This window comes from Streptomyces sp. NPDC058401 (assembly GCF_042722885.1).
In the GTDB taxonomy this organism is placed as follows: domain Bacteria; phylum Actinomycetota; class Actinomycetes; order Streptomycetales; family Streptomycetaceae; genus Streptomyces.
Window position 1 is genome coordinate 1 of sequence record NZ_JBHXKA010000139.1, and the last position, 21,041, is coordinate 21,041.

19 protein-coding genes and 1 riboswitch are annotated in these 21,041 nt (G+C 70.3%); of the genes, 15 read left to right on the plus strand and 4 right to left on the minus strand.

The annotated features are described in order from the left end of the window. Positions 1-166: 166 nt before the first annotated feature. The 10 genes from ACFWNV_RS33365 (at position 167) to ACFWNV_RS33410 (ending at position 10,500) form a co-directional block, all read left to right on the plus strand. Positions 167-757 (plus strand): CDP-alcohol phosphatidyltransferase family protein, encoded by a 591-nt coding sequence (locus ACFWNV_RS33365; RefSeq protein WP_250745186.1) that lies wholly within the window; start codon positions 167-169, stop codon positions 755-757. A gap of 97 nt (positions 758-854) precedes the next feature. Further along, entirely contained in the window at positions 855-3,350 is a 2,496-nt protein-coding gene (locus tag ACFWNV_RS33370) for a sugar phosphate nucleotidyltransferase (RefSeq protein WP_383954313.1), read from the plus strand. Positions 3,351-3,483: 133 nt separating this feature from the next. After that, on the plus strand, positions 3,484-4,386 hold the full coding sequence (locus tag ACFWNV_RS33375; RefSeq protein ID WP_383954315.1) for a DUF881 domain-containing protein: 903 nt from the start codon (positions 3,484-3,486) through the stop codon (positions 4,384-4,386). After that, positions 4,383-4,715: a small basic family protein gene (locus tag ACFWNV_RS33380; RefSeq protein WP_112452698.1), complete on the plus strand. Its 333-nt coding sequence runs from the start codon at positions 4,383-4,385 to the stop codon at positions 4,713-4,715. Before ACFWNV_RS33375 ends, ACFWNV_RS33380 begins: the two co-directional genes overlap by 4 nt. A gap of 5 nt (positions 4,716-4,720) precedes the next feature. Further along, entirely contained in the window at positions 4,721-5,581 is an 861-nt protein-coding gene (locus ACFWNV_RS33385; RefSeq protein WP_383954317.1) for a DUF881 domain-containing protein, read from the plus strand. A 483-nt stretch (positions 5,582-6,064) separates the two neighbouring features. Next, on the plus strand, positions 6,065-6,604 hold the full coding sequence (locus tag ACFWNV_RS33390; protein WP_274547808.1) for an FHA domain-containing protein: 540 nt from the start codon (positions 6,065-6,067) through the stop codon (positions 6,602-6,604). A 19-nt stretch (positions 6,605-6,623) separates the two neighbouring features. Further along, a complete protein-coding gene (locus tag ACFWNV_RS33395) occupies positions 6,624-7,397 on the plus strand; it encodes a MerR family transcriptional regulator (RefSeq protein ID WP_383954319.1) in 774 nt (257 codons plus the stop codon). Between the two features lie 107 nt (positions 7,398-7,504). After that, positions 7,505-7,978 carry a bifunctional nuclease family protein gene (locus tag ACFWNV_RS33400; RefSeq protein WP_250745191.1) on the plus strand — a complete coding sequence of 158 codons (474 nt, stop codon included), beginning with the start codon at positions 7,505-7,507 and terminating at the stop codon, positions 7,976-7,978. 180 nt (positions 7,979-8,158) lie between these two features. After that, complete coding sequence (locus ACFWNV_RS33405; protein ID WP_383954322.1) at positions 8,159-8,824, plus strand: MerR family transcriptional regulator; 666 nt, start codon at positions 8,159-8,161, stop codon at positions 8,822-8,824. Positions 8,825-8,913: 89 nt separating this feature from the next. After that, positions 8,914-10,500 carry a DNA polymerase IV gene (locus ACFWNV_RS33410; RefSeq protein WP_383954323.1) on the plus strand — a complete coding sequence of 529 codons (1,587 nt, stop codon included), beginning with the start codon at positions 8,914-8,916 and terminating at the stop codon, positions 10,498-10,500. Between the two features lie 275 nt (positions 10,501-10,775). Here ACFWNV_RS33410 and ACFWNV_RS33415 read toward each other — a convergent pair whose 3' ends face one another. Further along, positions 10,776-11,141 carry a PRC-barrel domain-containing protein gene (locus ACFWNV_RS33415; protein WP_383954325.1) on the minus strand — a complete coding sequence of 122 codons (366 nt, stop codon included), beginning with the start codon at positions 11,139-11,141 and terminating at the stop codon, positions 10,776-10,778. 119 nt (positions 11,142-11,260) lie between these two features. Then, positions 11,261-11,359: riboswitch (glycine riboswitch) on the plus strand. A 199-nt stretch (positions 11,360-11,558) separates the two neighbouring features. On the opposite strand from ACFWNV_RS33415, the gene gcvP reads away from it, so the two are divergent. Further along, the gene (gene gcvP, locus ACFWNV_RS33420) at positions 11,559-14,444 is read left to right on the plus strand and encodes an aminomethyl-transferring glycine dehydrogenase (RefSeq protein WP_383954327.1); all 2,886 of its coding nucleotides are present in this window, start codon (positions 11,559-11,561) and stop codon (positions 14,442-14,444) included. Positions 14,445-14,536: 92 nt separating this feature from the next. On the opposite strand, the gene ACFWNV_RS33425 is transcribed toward gcvP, so the two are convergent. After that, positions 14,537-14,743: a DUF5999 family protein gene (locus ACFWNV_RS33425; RefSeq protein WP_383954329.1), complete on the minus strand. Its 207-nt coding sequence runs from the start codon at positions 14,741-14,743 to the stop codon at positions 14,537-14,539. A 268-nt stretch (positions 14,744-15,011) separates the two neighbouring features. Further along, the gene (locus ACFWNV_RS33430; protein WP_383954331.1) at positions 15,012-15,632 is read right to left on the minus strand and encodes a hypothetical protein; all 621 of its coding nucleotides are present in this window, start codon (positions 15,630-15,632) and stop codon (positions 15,012-15,014) included. A gap of 511 nt (positions 15,633-16,143) precedes the next feature. Between ACFWNV_RS33430 and ACFWNV_RS33435 the strand changes: the two genes are divergently transcribed. Together ACFWNV_RS33435 and ACFWNV_RS33440 are read left to right on the plus strand one after the other, a co-directional pair. Next, positions 16,144-17,667, plus strand: coding sequence for a glutamate-cysteine ligase family protein (locus ACFWNV_RS33435; protein ID WP_383954333.1), 1,524 nt, complete (start codon positions 16,144-16,146; stop codon positions 17,665-17,667). A gap of 194 nt (positions 17,668-17,861) precedes the next feature. Then, positions 17,862-18,605, plus strand: a complete 744-nt coding sequence (locus tag ACFWNV_RS33440; RefSeq protein WP_383954341.1) for a CPBP family intramembrane glutamic endopeptidase — start codon at positions 17,862-17,864, stop codon at positions 18,603-18,605. A gap of 21 nt (positions 18,606-18,626) precedes the next feature. On the opposite strand, the gene ACFWNV_RS33445 is transcribed toward ACFWNV_RS33440, so the two are convergent. Further along, positions 18,627-19,445, minus strand: coding sequence for a PhzF family phenazine biosynthesis protein (locus tag ACFWNV_RS33445; RefSeq protein ID WP_383954335.1), 819 nt, complete (start codon positions 19,443-19,445; stop codon positions 18,627-18,629). A 327-nt stretch (positions 19,446-19,772) separates the two neighbouring features. On the opposite strand from ACFWNV_RS33445, the gene ACFWNV_RS33450 reads away from it, so the two are divergent. Next, positions 19,773-20,303 carry a DUF3291 domain-containing protein gene (locus ACFWNV_RS33450; RefSeq protein ID WP_383954337.1) on the plus strand — a complete coding sequence of 177 codons (531 nt, stop codon included), beginning with the start codon at positions 19,773-19,775 and terminating at the stop codon, positions 20,301-20,303. Between the two features lie 102 nt (positions 20,304-20,405). Then, entirely contained in the window at positions 20,406-21,026 is a 621-nt protein-coding gene (locus ACFWNV_RS33455) for a PadR family transcriptional regulator (protein WP_383954339.1), read from the plus strand. Positions 21,027-21,041 lie beyond the last annotated feature (15 nt).

Sequence of the window (21,041 nt, forward strand, 5' to 3'; positions counted from 1 at the left end):
GGGGGGACCCTGTGGGAGAGTAGGACGCCGCCGAACAATCATTGTAGAAAGCCCCGTACCGGGAAACCGGTACGGGGCTTTTCTGCGTTTACGGGACGGTGCACCGGCTCCTGTAGGGTCAGGGGGCATCGTTCGACATTTCTACAGTCACAGTGGAGGCCCCCGGGTGGAGGTCCAGGAGACTCGGGTTCAGACCGACCGAATTTTCACCATTCCGAACATCCTGAGCATGGCGCGCCTCGCAGGCGTACCCTTGTTCCTGTGGCTGATTCTGGCCGAGCACGACGGCTGGGCCCTTGCCGTCCTCATGCTCAGCGGGATCAGCGACTACCTCGACGGGAAGCTGGCACGGCGCTGGAATCAGATCAGCAGCCTCGGCCGGCTGCTGGATCCCGCCGCGGACCGGCTCTACATCCTGTCCACCCTGTTCGGTCTCACGTACCGGGAGATTCTGCCGCTCTGGCTCACCGGAGCGCTGCTCGCGCGTGAGCTGATGCTGCTGGTCATGGTCTGGATCCTGCGTCGGCACGGCTATCCGCCGCCCCAGGTCAACTTCCTCGGCAAGGCCGCGACCTTCAACCTGATGTACGCGTTCCCCTTCCTCCTGGTGAGCACCTGGTCGGGCTGGTTGGCCTGGATGGGGTCAGTTTTCGGATGGGCGTTCGCCGGATGGGGTACAACGCTCTATTGGTGGGCAGGAGTCCTATACGTGGTGCAAGTCCGCCGGCTCGTGAAGGCGGACGCCACGGCCGATTGAGCTCGCTCGGCGTGACTGACGCGGAGGAGTGGTCCAGTCACCGTCCGGGACGGGTGAGGTCGGCGATTCGCCGTCTCTCAAGGAGGACTCTTCCGACATGAAGGCCGTCGTGATGGCCGGTGGCGAAGGCACTCGGCTTCGTCCCATGACCTCAAGCATGCCCAAGCCGCTCCTGCCGGTGGCGAACCGGCCGATCATGGAGCACGTGCTCAGGCTGCTCAAGCGGCATGGGCTCAGCGAGACCGTGGTCACCGTGCAGTTCCTGGCTTCACTCGTCAGGAACTATTTCGGTGACGGCGAGGAGCTCGGTATGGAGCTCACCTATGCCAACGAAGAGAAGCCACTCGGTACCGCCGGCAGCGTGAAGAACGCCGAGGAGGCTCTGAAGGACGACACGTTCCTCGTCATCTCCGGCGACGCGCTGACCGACTTCGACCTGACCGACCTGATCCGTTTCCACAAGGAGAAGGGCGGACTCGTCACGGTGTGCCTCACCCGGGTGCCGAATCCGCTGGAATTCGGCATCACCATCGTGGACGAGGAAGGCAAGGTCGAGCGCTTCCTGGAGAAGCCGACGTGGGGCCAGGTGTTCTCGGACACCATCAACACCGGCATCTACGTCATGGAGCCGGAGATCTTCGACTACGTGGACGCCGACGTCTCGGTGGACTGGTCGGGTGACGTCTTCCCTCAGCTGATGAAGGAAGGCCGGCCGATCTACGGCTACGTCGCCGAGGGCTACTGGGAGGACGTCGGCACCCACGAGAGCTACGTCAAGGCCCAGGCCGACGTGCTCGAGGGCAAGGTCCAGGTCGACATGGACGGCTTCGAGATCTCCCCGGGCGTGTGGATCGCCGAAGGGGCCGAGGTGAGCCCGGACGCGGTGCTGCGCGGGCCGCTCTACATCGGTGACTACGCCAAGGTCGAGGCCGGCGTCGAGATCCGCGAGCACACCGTCATCGGATCGAACGTCGTCGTGAAGAGCGGTGCCTTCCTGCACAAGGCCGTCGTCCACGACAACGTGTACATCGGACCGCACAGCAATCTCCGCGGCTGTGTCATCGGCAAGAACACCGACATCATGCGGGCCGCCCGGATCGAGGACGGGGCCGTCATCGGCGACGAGTGCCTCGTCGGCGAGGAATCGATCATCCAGGGGAACGTGCGCGTCTACCCCTTCAAGACGATCGAGGCGGGCGCCTTCGTCAACACCTCGGTCATCTGGGAGTCCCGGGGACAGGCACATCTGTTCGGGGCGCGTGGGGTCACCGGGATCCTGAACGTGGAGATCACCCCGGAGCTGGTGGTCCGGCTTGCCGGCGCCTACGCCACGACCCTCAAGAAGGGGGCGACGGTCACCACGGCCCGCGACCACTCCCGAGGCGCGCGAGCGCTCAAGCGGGCCGTGATCTCGGCGCTCCAGGCCAGCGCCATCAACGTCCGGGACCTGGAGAACGTGCCGCTGCCCGTGGCGCGGCAGCAGACCGCGCGCGGCAGCGCCGGCGGGATCGTGCTGCGGACCTCGCCCGGAGTGCCGGACTCGGTCGACATCATGTTCCTCGACGAGCGGGGAGCGGACCTCTCCCTCCAGCAGCAGCGCAAGCTCGACCGGGTCTACGCGCGCCAGGAGTACCGGCGGGCGTTCCCCGGTGAGATCGGCGACCTGCAGTTCCCGGGAAGCGTCTTCGACGCCTACACCGGTTCGCTGCTGCGGCGCGTGGACATCACCGGGGTCGCCGACTCCGGGCTCAAGGTGGTCGTGGACGCCTCCAACGGCAGCGCCGGCCTGGTGCTGCCCAGCCTGCTGGGCCGGCTCGGGGTGGACGCCCTGACCGTCAACCCGGGACTCGACGAATCCCGGCCCACCGAGACCGCCGAATCCCGCCGGGCGGGACTCGTGCGGCTCGGGGAGATCGTGGCGTCCTCGCGGGCGGCCTTCGGAGTGCGCTTCGACCCGGTGGGCGAGCGGATCTCCCTCGTCGACGAGCGGGGCCGGATCATCGAGGACGACCGGGCGCTGCTGGTGCTGCTCGACCTGGTGGCCGCGGAGAAGCGCAGCGGCAAGGTGGCGCTGCCGGTGACCACGACCCGGATCGCCGAGCAGGTGGCGGCGTACCACGGGACCCAGGTGGAGTGGACGACGACCTCGCCCGACGACCTGACCCGGGTGGGCCGGGCGGAGAACACCATCTTCGGCGGCGACGGACGGGGCGGATTCATCGTCCCCGAGTTCAGCAGCGTCTTCGACGGATCGGCCGCCTTCGTGCAGTTGATCGGACTGGTGGCGCGGACGCAGCTCACCTTGAGCCAGATCGATGCCCGGATCCCGCGGGCGCACGTGCTCAAGCGGGACGTGCCGACCCCGTGGGCGGTGAAGGGGCTCGTCATGCGGCGGGTCGTGGAGGCGGCCGGGGACCGGCAGGTGGACACCACCGACGGGGTGCGGGTCGTGGAGGCCGACGGCCGGTGGGCCCTGGTGCTGCCCGATCCGGCGGAGGCGGTCACCCACCTGTGGGCCGAAGGGCCCGACGACGCGTCCGCGCAGGCGCTGCTGGACGACTGGGCCGCGGTGGTGGACGGCGCCGGGCAATGAGCCGGCCGCAGGGCAGGACGTAGGCCGGAAGGCGACGGCGTAGGGCCGGAGGTCCGGTGGATCGGACGGGGCGTGGGCCCCGGCCGGTCCACCGGACGTCCGCATTCGGTGGGAGCGGCGCCGACATGCGACGATGTGCGGCATGTCGCAGCCGCCCCACAACCGCAGTTCGGCACCTCCCGCGCGGCCGGACGCCTCCATGTCGCTGCTGACCCACGTGATGGACCATTCCCTCGACGAGGGCTACGCGGAGGCCTCGGCCCGCCGGGAGGCCGAGGGCACGTCCGGTCTGCCGCGGACCCTGAAGGCCAAACTGGGTCTCGCCGCCGGGCTCGTGCTCGCCGCCAGTGTCGTCACCCTGGGCGCCGCGCAGGCGCGGGCGACCGCGCCGGTGCTGGCCAAGGAACGTCAGGAACTCATCGACCGGGTCGAGCGGGCCGACGCGCACGCGGACGGTCTGGAGCGGGACATCGAACGGCTGCGGGACACCGTCGCCACCCGGCAGCGCGAGGCGCTCAAGCAGCACGGCGGCGAGCAGGGCCAGCTCGTGGCGCTGCTGTCGGGGGCCACCGAGGTGCACGGGCCCGGGATCAAGCTGACCGTGGACGACGCCAAGGGCTCGACGACCGGAAACGGCTCCAAGCCGCGCGAGAGCGCCGGATTCTCGGACACCGGGCGGCTCCGCGACCGCGATATGCAGAAGATCGTCAACGGGCTGTGGCAGTCGGGGGCAGAGGCGATCTCGATCAACGGGCAGCGGCTGACGTCGCTCTCGGCGATCCGGGCCGCGGGTGACGCGATACTGGTCGACAACAGGCCGCTGGTGCCGCCGTACGAAGTACTGGCGATCGGCGACAAGAAGCGTCTCGGGACCGCGTTCCAGGACTCCGCGGACGGCCAGTACCTGCACGTGCTGCAGGAGAACTACGGCATCCGCTACTCCTTGTCGTCCGAGGCCGAGATGCGCCTTCCGGCCGCGTCGAGCCTGACCGTACGCACGGCTACAGCAGCAGAGCAGCAGAAGGGTGCATCGTGATCGCGGTACTGGGCCTCGTGGTCGGAGTGGTGGTCGGACTTCTCGTCCGCCCCGAAGTGCCGGCCGTGGTGGAGCCTTATCTGCCGATCGCCGTGGTCGCGGCGCTGGACGCGGTGTTCGGAGGCCTGCGCGCGATGCTGGACGGCATCTTCGTGGACAAGGTCTTCGTGGTGTCGTTCCTGTCGAACGTGGTCGTGGCGGCGCTGATCGTCTTCCTCGGCGACAAGCTGGGCGTCGGCTCGCAGCTGTCCACGGGTGTGGTCGTCGTCCTCGGCATCCGCATCTTCTCCAACGCCGCGGCCATCCGCCGGCACGTGTTCCGGGCGTGAGGCCGATGAGTACGAACGACACCCCGCCCGAGGAGCCCGGGGCCGCGGCGCAGCGGCCGAAGGCGCAGCCTCCGCTGGAGCCGCCCGCCGGTCCCGTGGGCCACGAGCCCGGGCCGGCGGCCGGCCCCGAGGTGACCGGACCCGAACAGACCGGGCGGCAGCGGCTGGCGGCCGGTCTGTGGCCGCCGCGGGTGAGCCGTGCCCAACTGATCGTCGCGGTGCTGCTGTTCGTCCTGGGGCTCGGCCTGGCCATCCAGGTACGGTCCAACAGTGACTCCAGCGCGCTGCGCGGCGCCCGTCAGGAGGACCTCGTACGGATCCTCGACGAGCTCGACGGGCGGACCAAGCGGCTGGAGGACGAGAAGCAGAGGCTCGACGACCAGCGCCGGGAGCTGGAGAGCAGCTCCAACCAGGCCGAGGAGGCCCGGAAGCAGACCGTGGAGAAGGAGCGCCAACTCGGGATCCTGGCCGGTACGGTGGCCGCGCAGGGTCCGGGGATCGTGCTGAAGATCACGGACCCCAAGAACCAGGTGCAGTCGGACAAGCTGCTGGACACCCTCCAGGAGCTGCGGGCGGCCGGGGCCGAGGCGATCCAGATCAACGGGGTGCGGATCGTGGCGGACTCGTACTTCTCGGACGAGGAGGACGGGGTGGCGATCGACGGTAAGAAGATCACACAACCCTACGAGTTCAAGGTGATCGGCAAGCCGCAGGACCTGGAGCCGGCGCTCAACATTCCCGGTGGCGTCGTCCAGTCGCTGGAGAAGGAGCAGGCCGTCGTCGGCGTCACACGTCCGGCGAAGATCGTTGTGGATGCCTTGCGGGCTGCGAAGCAGCCTGACTACGCTCGGTCGTCATCGTCGTGATGCGGGACGTGCGGGAGACGGGCTCACGCGGGCGAATGCCTGCGGGGGGTCGACGCACCGAAGTCGCGGTGCGTGGTGGAAACTGTCTGATGGTTACGGACGTTGTAAGTATGTCCGGGTCGGCAGGTGTTGCATTCGGAGTTCGTCCTGCCCCACGGGCGGGTCTGTTTCGGTCAAGGGGAATCGCCCGTGAAGTTGTTTGAGAAGTTGTTCGGCAAGAAGAACCGCGAGGAAAGCGGTGCGGCCAGGCACCGCGCGGGGCATGGAGACGTGGAAGGGCAGGGCGACCGGCCGCTCTTCCGCGACGAGGTCGCCGGAGCGGGTGACAATTCGGGCGCGCACGGCGCGTCGGCTGTTGACCCTGCCGGTACCGGACGCATAGGTTTCGGTGAACCATCAACCTCAAGTACGGGTGGAGGGTTTGCCCCCGACCCGTATGCCACCAATGCCTCCGCGGGGCAGCCGCGGCGCGAGGAGCCGTCCATGTCGGCCGAGCAGATTTGCAGCAGGTGCGGGCACCGCAGCGATGCGGCGAGCCGGTTCTGCTCCAACTGCGGGGCGCCGCTGCGGGCGGGCCTGACGCCGGAGCGTGCCTCGGAGACCACGTCCACCATCTCGATCTCGGGCCTGGAGGCCTACGAGGCCGAGGTGTCGGGACAGACGCACGTGTCGTCCTCGCTGTCCCCCGAGGCTCAGGCCGCGGTGGAAGCGCTGCCCCCGGGTTCCGCCCTGCTGATCGTGCGGCGCGGCCCGAACTCCGGCAGCCGGTTCCTCCTGGACGGTGAGCTGACGACGGCCGGCCGGCACCCGCAGAGCGACATCTTCCTGGACGACGTCACCGTCTCCCGGCGCCATGTCGAGTTCCGCAGGAGCCACGACGGTTTCACCGTCTCCGACGTCGGCAGCCTCAACGGCACGTACGTGAACCGTGAACCGATCGACTCCGTCGCCCTGCACAACGGCGACGAGGTGCAGATCGGCAAGTACCGGCTGGTCTTCTACGCGAGCCTGCGGGGGCACTGACCCTTCAAGGGAAGGTCCCATGCTGCGTATCCCGGCAGGCGGTGCCGCCAAGAGCGGTACCGCCACCGCGGTCTCCTCGGGCGTGCGGCTGGTGAGCATCGGAACGGTGCTCACGATGCTGCGTGACGAGTTCCCCGAAGTCACGATCTCGAAGATCCGTTTCCTGGAGGCGGAAGGGCTCGTGGAGCCCCGGCGCACACCTTCCGGATATCGCAAGTTCAGCATCGACGACGTGGAGCGCTTGGCCCACGTCCTGCGGCTCCAGCGCGACCACTACCTTCCGTTGAAGGTCATCCGCGAGCAGCTCGACGCCCTCGCGCGGGGCGAGCAGATCCGTATCCCGGCGCCCACGGCGCACGGGGAGTCCGTCGACCCCGCGAGCCCCGTCGCCCTCTACGGCGAGGTGGGCCGGGAGCGGCCGACCGTCGCCCGGGTGGGCCGGGCCGAGCTGATCGCCGCGGCGGAGGTGGACGAGGTCCAGCTCGTGGAGTGGGAGTCCTACGGGCTCATCACGGAAGCACCGGGCGGCGGTTTCGACGCCGAGACGGTCACCGTGGCCCGTCTGGTGGCCGATCTCGGCCGATTCGGTCTGGAGCCGCGCCACCTGCGGGCGATGAAGGCCGCCGCCGACCGGGAGGCCGGTCTGGTGGAACAGGTCGTCTCGCCACTGCGCCGGCACCGCAATCCGCAGACCAGGGCCCATGCGGAGGCCACCCTGAAGGAGCTCGCGGGGCTTTCCGTACGGCTGCACGAGGCCCTCGTACAAACTGCTCTCGGGGTACGGCTGCACTGATCCCGAGGGGTTTTCGGGCCGACTTCGGGTGACTTCGGAGGGGCTTCGGGGCAGGCTTGGGGGAGCCCGACTACCCAAACCTGCCGGGCAGGTCCTAGGGTTGCTGTGTGAACGAGCTCGACGTTGTGGGTGTCCGGGTGGAAATGCCCTCGAACCAACCGATCGTGCTCCTGCGTGAAGTGGGAGGCGACCGGTACCTCCCCATCTGGATCGGACCAGGGGAGGCGACCGCCATTGCCTTCGCGCAGCAGGGCATGGCCCCTGCCCGACCGCTGACGCACGACCTGTTCAAGGACGTGCTGGAGGCGATCGGTGAGGAGCTCACCGAAGTCCGGATCACGGATCTGCGGGAGGGCGTTTTCTACGCGGAGCTGGTCTTCGCCAGTGGAGTCGAGGTGAGCGCGCGGCCTTCCGACGCCATAGCGCTCGCCCTGCGCACCGGGACGCCGATTTTCGGCAGCGACGGGGTCCTCGACGACGCCGGCATCGCGATCCCGGACGAGCAGGAGGACGAGGTGGAGAAGTTCCGCGAGTTCCTCGACCAGATCTCGCCAGAGGACTTCGGCACCGGCCCGCAGTGAGGCGCGGGTCGCGCCGACCTCCCGGATATTTCAGCCCATTCGAGTAGCCTTTCCCCGCAATGGGGTACGGGAAACCACTCTCAGGGTGATTATCACTCGGCGTGCCGAGTGTGGCGATCGTTGACGCACCCCTGGTGACTGCCTACCTTCGAGATGGCAGGTCAAGGACGGAGGGTCGGCGTGAGAGTCACGGGCGACGGTATGACCGGGGGCATCCCCGCACGGAGTGACGGTGGGCCGTACCCGCTGCACGGTGGTGCGGTGAACTCCGCGCGCCGTCAGCCGGAGCCCGCGCCGGTCGGTTCGATGGGGCCGGTGGGGCCGGTCGAGCCGGTGGGTGGCGAGTCCGCGCCCGAGCAGGTCGGATACCGCGGGCCGACGGCGTGTGCCGCGGCCGGCATCACGTACCGGCAGCTCGACTACTGGGCGCGCACGGGGCTGGTGGAGCCCACGGTGCGCCCCGCTTACGGGTCGGGAACGCAGCGCCTCTACAGCTTCCGCGACGTGGTCGTCCTCAAGATCGTGAAGCGCTTCCTGGACACCGGGGTGGCGCTGCAGAGCATCCGCACCGCCGTGCAGCACCTGCGTGACCGGGGCTTCTCGGACCTGGAGCGGATGACGCTGATGAGCGACGGCGCCACCGTGTACGAGTGCACCTCGTCGGACCAGGTCGTCAGCCTGCTCCAGGGCGGCCAGGGGGTCTTCGGGATCGCCGTGGGCGTGGTCTGGCGCGATGTCGAGAACGCGCTGTCGCAGCTGCACGGGGAGCGCGTGGACACGGGCGAGACCGTGGTCCGGCACAACCCGGCCGACGAGTTGGCCGCCCGGCGGAACCGGGCCGTCTGAGGCGGAGGGAGTGGGGCGCCGGCGGGCCGTACGGCTCGCCCGTTCCCGGGTCGGGCCGATTGTCAGTGGTGTAGGGCAGCATCGGAGCTGTGAGAGCCGCCCCGACCATCCTGCACCTGGACATGGACGCCTTCTACGCCTCCGTGGAGCAGGCCTCGAAGCCGAGCCTGCGCGGCAAGGCCGTCATCGTCGGCGGGCTCGGACCGCGCGGGGTCGTCGCCACCGCCTCCTACGAGGCCCGGCGCTTCGGGGTGCACTCGGCCATGCCGATGGCCCAGGCGCGGCGGCTCTGCCCGAACGGCGCGTGCCTCATTCCGCGCTTCAGCCTGTACCGCGAGGTCAGCGACACCGTCATGGGGATGCTCCGGGAACTGTCCCCCCTCGTGGAGCCGCTGAGCCTGGACGAGGCCTTCGTGGACCTGGAGGCGGGGGGAGTCGCCTTCGACGCGCAGACCGCGCGGGCCGTCGGCGAGCGGCTGAGGGCCGACATCACCGCCGCGACCGGGCTGAGCGGGTCGGTGGGGCTCGCGGGGTCCAAGATGCTGGCGAAGGTCGCCTCCGAAGAAGCGAAGCCTGCCGGGCTGCTGCTGATCGAGGTCGGCACGGAGCGGGCGCACCTCGCACCGATGTCGGTACGGACCCTGCCCGGCGTGGGGCCGGCCACGGGGGAGCACCTGCGACGGGCCGGGATCACCACGGTGGGGGAGCTGGCGGAGGCCGGCGAGGACGAGCTGGTCCGAATGGTGGGGCGGTCCCACGGGGTCGGGCTGTACCGGATGGCGCTGGGCGTGGACGAGCGGCCCGTGGTCGCCGAACGCGATGCGAAGTCCGTGTCGGTGGAGGACACCTTCGACGTCGACCTGCACGACCGGGTGCGGATCCGGAACGAGGTGCAGCGGCTCTCGGACCGGTGCGTGGAGCGGCTGCGCGGGTCGGGGCACTCGGGGCGGACCATCGTGCTCAAGGTCCGGCGGTACGACTTCTCCACGCTGACCCGTTCGGAGACCCTGCGGGGGCCCACGGACGACCCCGCGGTGGTGCGGGAGGCGGCGGCGCGGCTGCTGGAGGCCGTGGACACCACGGGCGGGGTGCGGCTGCTGGGGGTGGGCGTGACGGGGCTGGCGGACTATACCCAGGAGGATCTCTTCGCTTTCGCCGATGCGATGGCTGCGCGGGCGGGGGTGGATTCGGCGGATGGCGCGGGTGGCGCGGGTGGCGCGGGTGGCGCGGATGGCGCCGGCGGGGGTGCGGTCGGCGTCGTCGATCCTGATGGGGGGCAGGAGGGCCGGGCGGAGGCCTTGGGGGGGGGGCGTGACGCCCAGCCGGGGCAGGGTGCTGTGCCGGGGCCCGGTGCCGGGTCGTCGCAGGTGGAGAGCTCCGTGCAGGGGCAGGCCGTCCAGGCGGGGTCCGGGCCCGGGCCCCGGCCTGATGGCGTCGAAGGTGTGAGTGAGCGGGTGTGGCCGGCCGGGAGCGATGTGCGGCATGCCGAGTACGGGCCGGGGTGGGTGCAGGGCAGCGGGGTCGGGAGGGTGACCGTGCGGTTCGAGCAGCCTGGATCCGGGGCGGGGCGGGTGCGGACGTTTCTGCTGGAGGACCCCGAGCTGGAGCGGGCCGATCCGATGCCGCTGGTCGGGGACCGGGGCGTGGGGGTCGGGGGCTCGACGGCTTCGGAGTGAGTCCGGGGCGGCGTGCGGTCTGGCTGTGCCCGGGGTGCGGGGGTTGGGCCCTGCGGGGCTGTCCCCTACCCGCCCTTCCACCGTTCCCCGGGCTGCGCCCGGACCTCTTTCCCGGGCTGCGCCCGGGCCCCTGCCGCGTGCGGCGCCCGGACCCGTTTCCCGGGCTGTGCCCGGATCCCTGGCGCGTGCGGCGGCGTTTCCGGGGGCCAGCCCCCGGGCCCCCGCTCCTCAAACGCCGGAGGGGCTGGATTTGGGCTGGTCTGGGCTGTATAGGGCTAGGGGGTGTCGGGGGTCTTGTGGCCGAAGTCGTGTTGGAAGTCTGAGGGGAGGGCCAGGTCCAGGCCGTAGTGGTGGTAGAGCTGCAGCTCCTGTTCGGGGGAGAGGTGGCGGCCGACGCCGAAGTCGGGGGCGTCCCTGATGAGGGCGCGTTCGAAGGGCACGTGCAGGGTGTCGCCCACCATCTCGCTGGGCTCCAGCGGGACGAAGGCGTCCCGGCTGAAGAGTCCGGTGCGTACGGCGGCCCATTCCGGGACGCCCGTGGCATCGTCGAGGTAGACCTCGTCGACGGTGCCGATCTTGGTGCCATTGCGGTCGAACGCCTTGCGGCCGATCAGGCTGCGGGGATCGATGTCGGTCTGCACGGTCCGGTCCCTCCATTGGGGCGCAACTCCTCCGTAATGACTACAAAAGTGCATTTCCGGAGAGGGGGCCACTCGAGGGAGGTCCGCAGATCGTCGCTGGTAGGCTGGGTGATGGCTGTTGACCCTGTGCGGGAGAGTCCTCCGAGTGAGTGAGACGGAGGCGCCGAAGGAGCAAATCCTCCCCGGAATCTCTCAGGCATACGTACCGCACGTGGTGAGGCCACTCTGGAAAGCAGGGGCGGGTACCGGGCGCGCAGTGCCGGTCCCTCTCCTCACCGACGGTGAAAGCCGGGACTTCGTGGGCGATCCCCGCGCAGCCCGGTGAAGCTCTCAGGTTGTGATGACAGAGGGGGAGGCCGTCCGGGTGCCCGCGCCGTGGTGCCCCTCGCAGGTCGTACGACCAGGAGGCCTCCGTACATGACCGCCAACCGCATTCCGCTCTCCCAGCTGGAGCGAGGCATCCCCTTCGAGCAGCGCCACATCGGCCCGGATGCCGAGGCGCAGGCGAAGATGCTCGCCCATGTGGGCTACGGCTCGCTGGACGAGCTCACCGCAGCCGCGGTGCCGGATGTGATCAAGACCACCGCCGCGCTGAACCTGCCCGAGGCGCGGACCGAGGCCGAGGTGCTCGCCGAGCTGCGTGAGCTCGCCGACCGCAACCAGGTCCTCTCCTCCATGATCGGCCTGGGTTACTACGGCACCTTCACGCCGCCGGTGATCCTGCGCAACGTCATGGAGAACCCGGCCTGGTACACGGCCTACACGCCGTACCAGCCGGAGATCTCCCAGGGCCGCCTCGAGGCCCTGCTGAACTTCCAGACCGTCGTCGCCGAGCTGACCGGCCTGCCGACCTCCGGTGCCTCCCTGCTCGACGAGGGCACCGCGGCCGCCGAGGCCATGACTCTGGCCCGCCGCGTGGGCAAGGCCAAGGGCAACATCTTCCTCATCGACGCCGACGCGCTGCCGCAGACCATCGCGGTGATCCAGACCCGTGCCGAGCCGATCGGCATCGAGGTCGTCGTCGCCGATCTGAGCGAGGGGATTCCGGCCGGGATCGCCGAGCGCGGTGTCTACGGAGTGCTGCTCCAGTACCCGGGTGCCTCCGGCGCCGTGCGGGAGATCAAGCCGGTCATCGACCAGGCCCACGAGCTCGGTGCGATCGTCGCCGTCTCCGCCGACCTGCTCGCCCTGACCCTGCTGACCTCCCCGGGCGAGCTGGGCGCGGACATCGCCGTCGGCACCACCCAGCGCTTCGGCGTCCCGATGGGCTTCGGCGGACCGCACGCCGGCTACATGGCCGTCCAGGCCAAGCACGCGCGCTCGCTGCCCGGCCGCCTCGTCGGCGTCTCCGTGGACGCGGACGGCAACAAGGCCTACCGCCTGGCGCTGCAGACCCGTGAGCAGCACATCCGCCGCGAGAAGGCCACGTCCAACATCTGCACCGCGCAGGTGCTCCTCGCCGTCATGGCCGGCATGTACGCCGTCTACCACGGCCCGGATGGGCTGCGGACGATCGCCCGCCGCACCCACCGCTACGCCAACCTGCTGGCCGCGGGCCTGACGGCCGGCGGGGCCGAGGTCGTGCACGGCTCGTACTTCGACACCCTCACCGTCCGGGTTCCCGGCCGGGCCGCCGAGGTCGTGGCCGCCGCCCGCGAGGGTGGCGTCAACCTGTTCCAGGTCGATGCGGACCTCGTCTCCCTCGCCTGTGACGAGACCACCCTGCGCGCCGACGTCGAGGCCGTCTGGGCCGCCTTCGGCGTCACGGCCGACATCGAGGCGCTGGACGAGAGCACCGCCGAGGCGCTGCCCGAGGGCCTGCTCCGCTCGGACGACTACCTGACCCACCCGGTCTTCCACCAGCACCGGTCCGAGACGGCGATGCTGCGCTACCTGCGCAAGCTCTCCGACAAGGACTACGCGCTGGACCGCGGCATGATCCCGCTGGGCTCCTGCACCATGAAGCTCAACGCGACCACCGAGATGGAGCCGGTCACCTGGCCGGAATTCGGCCAGGTGCACCCGTTCGCCCCGGTCGAGCAGGCCGAGGGGTACCTCACGCTCATCACTGAGCTGGAGGAACGTCTCTGCGAGGTCACCGGCTACGACAAGGTCTCCATTCAGCCGAACGCCGGCTCCCAGGGCGAGCTGGCCGGCCTGCTGGCCGTCCGCGCGTACCACCGGGCGAACGGCAACGAGCAGCGCACCGTCTGCCTCATCCCGTCCTCCGCGCACGGCACCAACGCCGCGAGCGCCGTGATGGCCGGCATGAAGGTGGTCGTCGTCAAGACCGCCGACGACGGCGAGGTGGACGCGGACGACCTGCGCGCCAAGATCGAGCAGTACCGCGACGAGCTCGCCGTGCTGATGATCACGTACCCCTCCACGCACGGTGTGTTCGAGGAGCACGTCGCCGACATCTGCGCCCAGGTGCACGACGCCGGCGGCCAGGTCTACGTGGACGGCGCCAACCTCAACGCCCTGGTGGGCCTGGCCAAGCCGGGTCACTTCGGCGGCGACGTCTCGCACCTGAACCTGCACAAGACCTTCTGCATCCCGCACGGCGGCGGCGGCCCGGGCGTGGGTCCGGTCGGTGTCCGGGCGCACCTGGCCCCGTACCTGCCCAACCACCCGCTCCAGCCGACCGCCGGTCCGGAGACGGGCGTCGGCCCGATCTCGGCCGCCCCGTGGGGCTCGGCGGGCATCCTGCCGATCTCCTGGTCGTACGTGCGCCTGATGGGCGGCGAGGGCCTCAAGCGCGCCACCCAGGTGGCGGTGCTCGGCGCCAACTACATCGCCAAGCGCCTGGAGCCGCACTACCCGGTGCTCTACACCGGCCCGGGCAACCTGGTCGCGCACGAGTGCATCATCGACATGCGCCCCCTGTCGAAGGCGACGGGCGTGAGCATCGACGACATCGCCAAGCGCCTGATCGACTACGGGTTCCACGCGCCGACCATGTCCTTCCCGGTCGCCGGCACGCTCATGATCGAGCCGACTGAGTCCGAGGACCTCGCCGAGATCGACCGTTTCTGCGACGCGATGATCGCCATCCGCGCCGAGATCGAGCGGGTCGCGGGCGGCGAGTGGCCGGTGGACGACAACCCGCTGGCCAACTCCCCGCACACGGCGGCGGCGCTGGGCGGCGAGTGGAACCACCCGTACACCCGTGACGAGGCCGTCTTCCCCGGTGGGGTGTCGGCCGCGGAGAAGTACTGGCCGCCGGTGCGCCGCATCGACGGTGCCTTCGGCGACCGGAACCTGGTGTGTTCCTGCCCGCCGCTGGACGAGTACGACAACTGATGCAGTTGATGCCTCAACTGATGCGGTGACATGACGAAGGGGCCGGTCCGGGAGTTTCCTCCTGGGCCGGCCCCTTTCGTTTCCGTCGTCGGCTAGGCCGCCTTCATCACCTGCGCCGCCGCGAGCGGGCGGTGCGGGGCGATGATCTGGCCGTCCGGCAGCAGCTCACCGGTGTCCTCGAAGAGCAGGACGCCGTTGCACAGCAGGCTCCATCCCTGTTCCGGGTGAACGGCCACGGGGTGCGCGGCCTCCCGGTCGGCGGAGTCGGCGGACGGGCATGCTGGCTTGTGCTGGCACATGGATGCGTTCTTTCGCTGCGGTGTGGTCTGTGTGCTGCGGCTCGATGCGTTGTTCATGGCCGCCCCCCGTATCAACGACTTGGCTCGGTCAGAGTCCCCAGTGTTCCCCCACGGCACGGTGTCCGGAGGGATTTCCCGGCAGCAGTCCTCATAGATTGATGACGCATCACCCGTGCGGGCGGTTCAGCTCAACTCCCCTGTCATTTCGGATGGTTCGCTGGGGGCCCGAGTGGGCTAGGCCGAATGGGCAGAACCGGCCATGGGTCGGTCAAGCGGCCGGTGCGGCCATGGAGGGCGGTACCGGGGGAGCCGTCGGTGTGAGCCTGTGGGTCAGTACGGGCAGCAGTTCGGACACGGGGTGCGGCCGGTAGGCGGCGATGCCGGGCGGGGCGGGGGCGAGGGGGACCAGGAGGTCGGCGGCGGCCGGCAGGCCGGCGGAGGCGTCGGCGCCCACCGAACCGTGCAGCCACAGCGTCAGCATGTACAGCTCCGGTACGGAGAGCAGGCGCGGCTGGTAGTTCTTGCCGAGCGATTCGGCCTGGCGCAGCGCGCGTTCGGTGGCGGCGACGTAGGGGCCCTCGAAGAAGTGGGAGAAGGCCCAGCCGTCCGGGGTCAGCCGGGTGTCGGCCGCGGCGACGTAGCGGTCCCCGCTGCGGATCAGGAAGCGCCAGCCGGTCAGGCGGGTGCGCGGCGGCCTGCCGCCGGCGGTCAGGCCGGAGATGTGCAGCCGGTCCAGGACGTGGACGGGCAGCGGAAGTTCGGCGGTCAGGGGCCCCTGGAGGGAGCGCAGGGCCGGGGTGTGTGCCTCGTGGACGGCGGTGGGGGAACCGAGGGCCGCGAGGACGCTGCGCAGGGCGGGCGCGGGAGCCGGAGGGACGTGCAGCGGCATGGTGGGTCGCCTCTCGCTAGGGAGACCTGTGGAACGGGGCGGGTGCGGGGTGTGGACGGCGCTGTCGCATTCTGGGGTCAGAGGGGGGCTGAGGGGCAATGGCCGCGCGCCAACTCTCTGCCTCGCTTGCGGAGTTTATCTGACATGTGTTCACGCAGTGTTTCGGCTAGCTGTCCCGCCCATTTCCGACAAGGCGGTTACCGGTCCCGCTGACGTGGCATTCATGCCGGGTGCGCGCAAAAATTCCGCGCTGACCTCGGAGGTTACCGGATGGGGGCTCGGCTGAAAAGCGCCCGTTATCGTAAACCGGCAAGGTCTACGCGGTATTTGCGCAAGGACGCTTGCCAGGTGAATGTGCCAAAGCGCCCTTCGGCCAAACCGGCGCGCGCTCCCCGACAGTCACGCCCGCTCCGCGTTATCGATCACGCCGCCGGGGCATCATCGACCGTAACGCGCGCCCGGGTGGCGGACACTGACCGCCTGCCGGGCCCAGTCGAGGAGGGACGCTCCGATGGGGGAGAAGGTCGTGGCGGGCGGATTCGACCTGTCCGATCGGCAACGGTACCGGAGGAAGCTTCACGAGTGCCTGGAGGTACTGGAGCGACTTCTGGAGGAGAAGAGGTTCGATCGTCCCAAGAACATGATGGGGCTGGAGATCGAGTTGAATCTCGCGGGTGCCGACGGGTTGCCGAGAATGGTGAATGCGCAGGTCCTCGAGCGTATTGCGAGCAACGATTTCCAGACGGAACTGGGAATGTTCAACCTGGAGGTGAACGTCCTTCCGCACCGGCTCGGCGGCCGGGTATTCGACCAGCTCGCCGAGGAACTGAGCGCGGGCCTCGGCTATGCCCACCGGCAGGCTCTGAAGGTCGATGCCGGGGTGGTCATGATCGGAATTCTGCCGACGATCTCCCGCACCGACCTGGTCACCGCCAACCTCTCGGCGGTGGACCGCTACTCCCTGCTCAACGAGCAGATCCTGATGATGCGGGGCGAGGACTTCGTGCTCGACATCGAGGGGGTCGAGCGGCTGACCTGGACCTCCGGGTCGATCGTGCCGGAGGCCGCCTGCACCTCCGTACAACTGCACCTGCAGGTGACTCCGGCCCGGTTCGCGGACGTGTGGAACGCGGCCCAGGCGGTGGCGGCCGTACAGATAGCCGTCGGCGCCAACTCGCCCTTCCTGTTCGGGCGGGAGCTGTGGCGGGAGTCGCGGCCGCCGCTCTTCCAGCAGGCCACCGACACCCGGCCGCCCGAGCTCCAGGCGCAGGGGGTGCGCCCGCGCACCTGGTTCGGCGAGCGGTGGGTGGACTCGGCGTACGAGCTCTTCGCCGAGAACGTCCGCTACTTCCCGGCGCTGCTGCCGATCTGCGACGAGGAGGAGCCGTTGCGGGTGCTCGCCGAGGGCGGGGTGCCGAGCCTCCAGGAACTGGTGCTGCACAACGGCACCGTCTACCGCTGGAACCGGCCCGTCTACGGGGTCGCCGACGGGGTGCCGCACCTGCGCGTGGAGAACCGGGTGCTGCCCGCCGGCCCGACGGTGGCCGATGTCGTCGCCAACGCCGCCTTCTACTACGGGCTGGTACGGACGCTCGCGGACGAGCAGCGCCCGGTGTGGAGCCGGCTGCCCTTCGCGGAGGCGGAGGCCAACTTCGACGCGGCCTGCCGCTACGGCATCGACGCCCGGCTGCGCTGGCCGCGCCGGGGCCGCGGCGGGGGACTGGCGAGCGTGCCCGCGGTCCGGCTGGTGCTGGAGGAACTGCTGCCGATGGCGGCCGCCGGACTGGACGCGTGGGGCATCGAGCCCGCCGACCGGGACCACTACCTCGGCATCATCGAAGAGCGGTGCCGGCGCCGGGTGAACGGAGCCACCTGGCAGGTGGACACGTACCACCGGGCGCTCGCGGGCGGGCTGGAGCGGGACGAGGCGCTGGCCGCCACCACGCGCCGCTACAGCGAGCTGAGCCACCGGGGCGATCCCGTGCACACCTGGCCGCCGGGTCTGGGGGGTGGCGCCGCGGCGGCCGCGGGCTGATCCCGGAGCCGTGCCGGTCCCGTCCGGTGATCCCTTGGCCCCGCCGAGGAGGCAGTATGGGGTGACCGGGGCGGGGCGCCCCGCGAGATGTCGCAGCGGTGGCGGGACGGGAGACGGGCGTGCGGACGGAGCCGGAACCGGAGATCGGGGAGCTCGGCGGGGGCCCGGGCGAGGGGGGCCCGGGCGAGCGCAGGATGCTGCGCTCCGAGACGCTCCTCGTGCTCGCGCTGTCCCTGGGCGCGAGCGGCGTCTCGGCGCTGATCAGCTTCATCGGCTCGCTGACCAAGCCGGGCGGGCTCAAGGACCAGGCCGCCACGCTCAACGGCTCGTACGCCCCCGGCCGGCCCTGGCTGGACCTGGCCTGGCAGCTGTTCGGCATCGCGAGCGCTCTCGTCCCCGTGCTGCTCGTCGCGCACCTGCTGACCCGGGAGGGCGCGCCCGGGCTGAAGGTGCTCGGCTTCGACCGGACCCGGCCCTGGTGGGACCTGGGCCGGGGTGCGCTCGTCGCCGCTTGCATCGGCAGCGCGGGACTGGCCTTCTACCTGGGGGCGCGGGCCACCGGCTTCAACCTCACGGTGGTGCCGGAGGCGCTGCCCGACGTGTGGTGGAAGTTCCCCGTGCTGATCCTCTCCGCGGTGCAGAACTCCGTGGTGGAGGAGGTCATCGTGCTGGCCTACCTGCTGCGCAGGCTCGGACAGCTCGGCTGGTCGCCGATGGCCGCGCTGCTGGCCAGCTCCGTGCTGCGCGGCTCGTACCACCTCTACCAGGGCATCGGCGGCTTCATCGGCAACGTGGTGATGGGCGTGGTGTTCGTCCTCGCCTACCGGCGCTGGGGCCGGGTCGGTCCGCTCGTCGTCGCGCACGCACTGCTCGACATCGTGGCCTTCGGCGGGTACGCCCTGCTGGCGGGCAAGGTGGGCTGGCTGCCGACGCCGTAGGCCCGGGGCGGACCGGCCGGCTCACGGTGCGCTGAGCAGCTCGCCGTCGATGACCGTGACCGCGCGCCCGATCAGCAGCGTACGGTCGCCCAGCAGCCGGACCCGGACGAGGCCGGTGCGGGCTCCGCCCTGGAGGCCGACGAGCTCCGTGCGGCCCAGCCGCTGCGCCCAGAAGGGGGCCAGGGCGGTGTGCGCGGAGCCGGTGACCGGGTCCTCGTCGATGCCCAGCGCGGGGAAGAAGCCGCGCGAGACGAAGTCGTAGCCGCGCGAGGGGTCCTCGGCCGCCGCGGTCACCATGATCCCGCGCCGGGAGTAGCCGCGCAGGGCGGCGAGGTCCGGCGCGAGCTCCCGTACGGCCCGCTCGTCGGCCAGCTCCACCACGAGGTCGCCGATGTGCTCGGAGGTGTCGTGGACCGACTTGGCCGGGGCGCCGAGCGCGCGCTCCACGGCCGGGTCCGGCTCGACCTCGGTCAGGGAGGAGGTCGGGAAGTCCATGACCAGGGTCCCGTCCGCGGCGGCCGTGACCTCCAGGATCCCGCAGCGCGCGGAGAAGCGGACCGTCCCGGTCGCGAGGCCGCTCGTGGCCAGGACGTGGGCGGTGGCCAGGGTCGCGTGGCCGCACATGTCGACCTCGGCGGCCGGGGTGAACCAGCGCAGCGCCCAGTCCGCCCCGCCGCCGGGCGGGAGGGGATGGGCGAAGGCGGTCTCGGAGAGGTTGACCTCGGCGGCGACCTGCTGGAGCCAGGCGTCCGGGGGGAACCCGCCTTCGAGGAGCAGGACGCCGGCGGGGTTGCCGCCGAAGGGGCGGTCGGTGAAGGCGTCGACGATTCGGATGCGCATGTCACCGACGGTAGGGAAGCGGCGGATCCGCCCGCAAAGGCCAATTCGGGATGACTGGCCTGGTTGCCGCCTACATGTCGGGTTCCGCCTGGTGGGCGCGACCTCGCTACGAGAGGCCACTTGGGCGCGGAAAACGCAACTTCGACATGGGCCGCAGAGGCGGCTAACTTCACCTCTTCTTCGGCGATTGCCCACGGTGGCACGGGAGTTCCGTCGGGCTGGGCCACCCGTGACGGGGCGACTTGGTCATGCCCCACGGACCCTCGCTCCCCTGGGTGAGCCATCGAACCGGGTCCACACCAGGCACCCTCGACCAGGGAGAGACGCATGCCCCATCTCGCGCTGTACACATTTGGCGTCCTGAAGTCACCTCTCGCCGATCCCGCACCTCTCACGCGCGCACTCCACGACAGCGGCGAGGCCATCTACCCGGAGATCAGCCGGCACCCCGGGTACCTCGCTCATGCCGAAGCGGCAGCCGGCGGCCGGGGCACGGGCACGCACTTCGACTTGGACTGGGGTGTGTGGGGAGAGTTCGCCGTACCGACCTGGTACGGCAAGGGCCGTACGGCGGAAACCACCGCCCTGGCCGCGACCCTCTCGCTATGGACCGACCTGCGCCCCGCCTTCGACGCCATCTACACCGGTCTGCACCGTGAGGCGCTGAACAGGCGCTCCGACTGGTTCGAGAGGACAGGACACCCGGCCTACGTGCTCTGGTGGGTCGCCGCCGGCGTGATACCCACCTGGCAGGAGGGGGTTTCCAGGCTGGAACACCTCCACGCCCACGGCTCCGCACCGGACGCCTTCACCTTCCACCATCCGTTCGCCCCGGAGGGGACTCCGACTGTTCGTTGAGGAAGTTTCCGATATATCGTTGACGCATCGCGATGGGTCAGCGATAGTAGAGACATCGCATCAGCGACAACGAGATCACCGAATGAGGGAAGGAGCGCAGTCATGCGTTCACACGGACAGCACGGACACGACCACGGACACGAGCACGGACGGGGTCACGGCCACTGCGGGCCGGACCGTCGGGAGGAGTTCCAGCAGCGGCGGGCCGCCTTCGGGCCGTTCGGGCCGCCCTTCGGCGGCGGGCCCTTCGGCGGGCGGGGCGGGCGCGGCGGACCGCGCGGACGGGCCCGGCGGGGTGATGTGCGCGCCTCCATCCTGGCTCTGCTCGCCGACCGGCCGATGCACGGCTACGAGATGATCCAGGAGATCGGCGAGCGCAGCGGCGGGGCGTGGAAGCCCAGCCCGGGGTCGGTGTACCCGACCCTGCAGCTCCTGGAGGACGAGGGCCTCATCACCAGTGAGAGCGAGGGCGGCAAGAAGCTGTTCACGCTCACCGACGCCGGTCGCACCGAGGCCGAGTCCGGCCCGGACGCCCCCTGGGCGGAGGCCGGCCGGGGCTTCGACTTCGAGGCCATGAACGAGGTCCGGACGGCCGGTTTCGGCCTGATGGAGGCCTTCGGCCAGGTCTTCAAGACCGGCACTCCCGCGCAGCGGGAGAAGGCGCTCGCCGTCATCAACGACACCCGCAAGAAGCTCTACCTGATCCTGGCCGACGAGCACTGATCGTCGACATGACGG

Excerpts from the sequence above, each read along its gene's own strand:
- ACFWNV_RS33370 (WP_383954313.1), top strand. The coding sequence starts at position 855 with ATGAAGGCCGTCGTGATGGCCGGTGGCGAAGGCACTCGGCTTCGTCCC.
- ACFWNV_RS33375 (WP_383954315.1), top strand. The coding sequence starts at position 3,484 with ATGTGCGGCATGTCGCAGCCGCCCCACAACCGCAGTTCGGCACCTCCC.
- ACFWNV_RS33385 (WP_383954317.1), top strand. The coding sequence starts at position 4,721 with ATGAGTACGAACGACACCCCGCCCGAGGAGCCCGGGGCCGCGGCGCAG.
- ACFWNV_RS33390 (WP_274547808.1), top strand. The coding sequence starts at position 6,065 with ATGTCGGCCGAGCAGATTTGCAGCAGGTGCGGGCACCGCAGCGATGCG.
- ACFWNV_RS33395 (WP_383954319.1), top strand. The coding sequence starts at position 6,624 with ATGCTGCGTATCCCGGCAGGCGGTGCCGCCAAGAGCGGTACCGCCACC.
- gcvP (WP_383954327.1), top strand. The coding sequence starts at position 11,559 with ATGACCGCCAACCGCATTCCGCTCTCCCAGCTGGAGCGAGGCATCCCC.
- ACFWNV_RS33425 (WP_383954329.1), bottom strand. The coding sequence starts at position 14,743 with ATGTGCCAGCACAAGCCAGCATGCCCGTCCGCCGACTCCGCCGACCGG.
- ACFWNV_RS33430 (WP_383954331.1), bottom strand. The coding sequence starts at position 15,632 with ATGCCGCTGCACGTCCCTCCGGCTCCCGCGCCCGCCCTGCGCAGCGTC.
- ACFWNV_RS33435 (WP_383954333.1), top strand. The coding sequence starts at position 16,144 with ATGGGGGAGAAGGTCGTGGCGGGCGGATTCGACCTGTCCGATCGGCAA.
- ACFWNV_RS33440 (WP_383954341.1), top strand. The coding sequence starts at position 17,862 with ATGCTGCGCTCCGAGACGCTCCTCGTGCTCGCGCTGTCCCTGGGCGCG.
- ACFWNV_RS33445 (WP_383954335.1), bottom strand. The coding sequence starts at position 19,445 with ATGCGCATCCGAATCGTCGACGCCTTCACCGACCGCCCCTTCGGCGGC.
- ACFWNV_RS33450 (WP_383954337.1), top strand. The coding sequence starts at position 19,773 with ATGCCCCATCTCGCGCTGTACACATTTGGCGTCCTGAAGTCACCTCTC.
- ACFWNV_RS33455 (WP_383954339.1), top strand. The coding sequence starts at position 20,406 with ATGCGTTCACACGGACAGCACGGACACGACCACGGACACGAGCACGGA.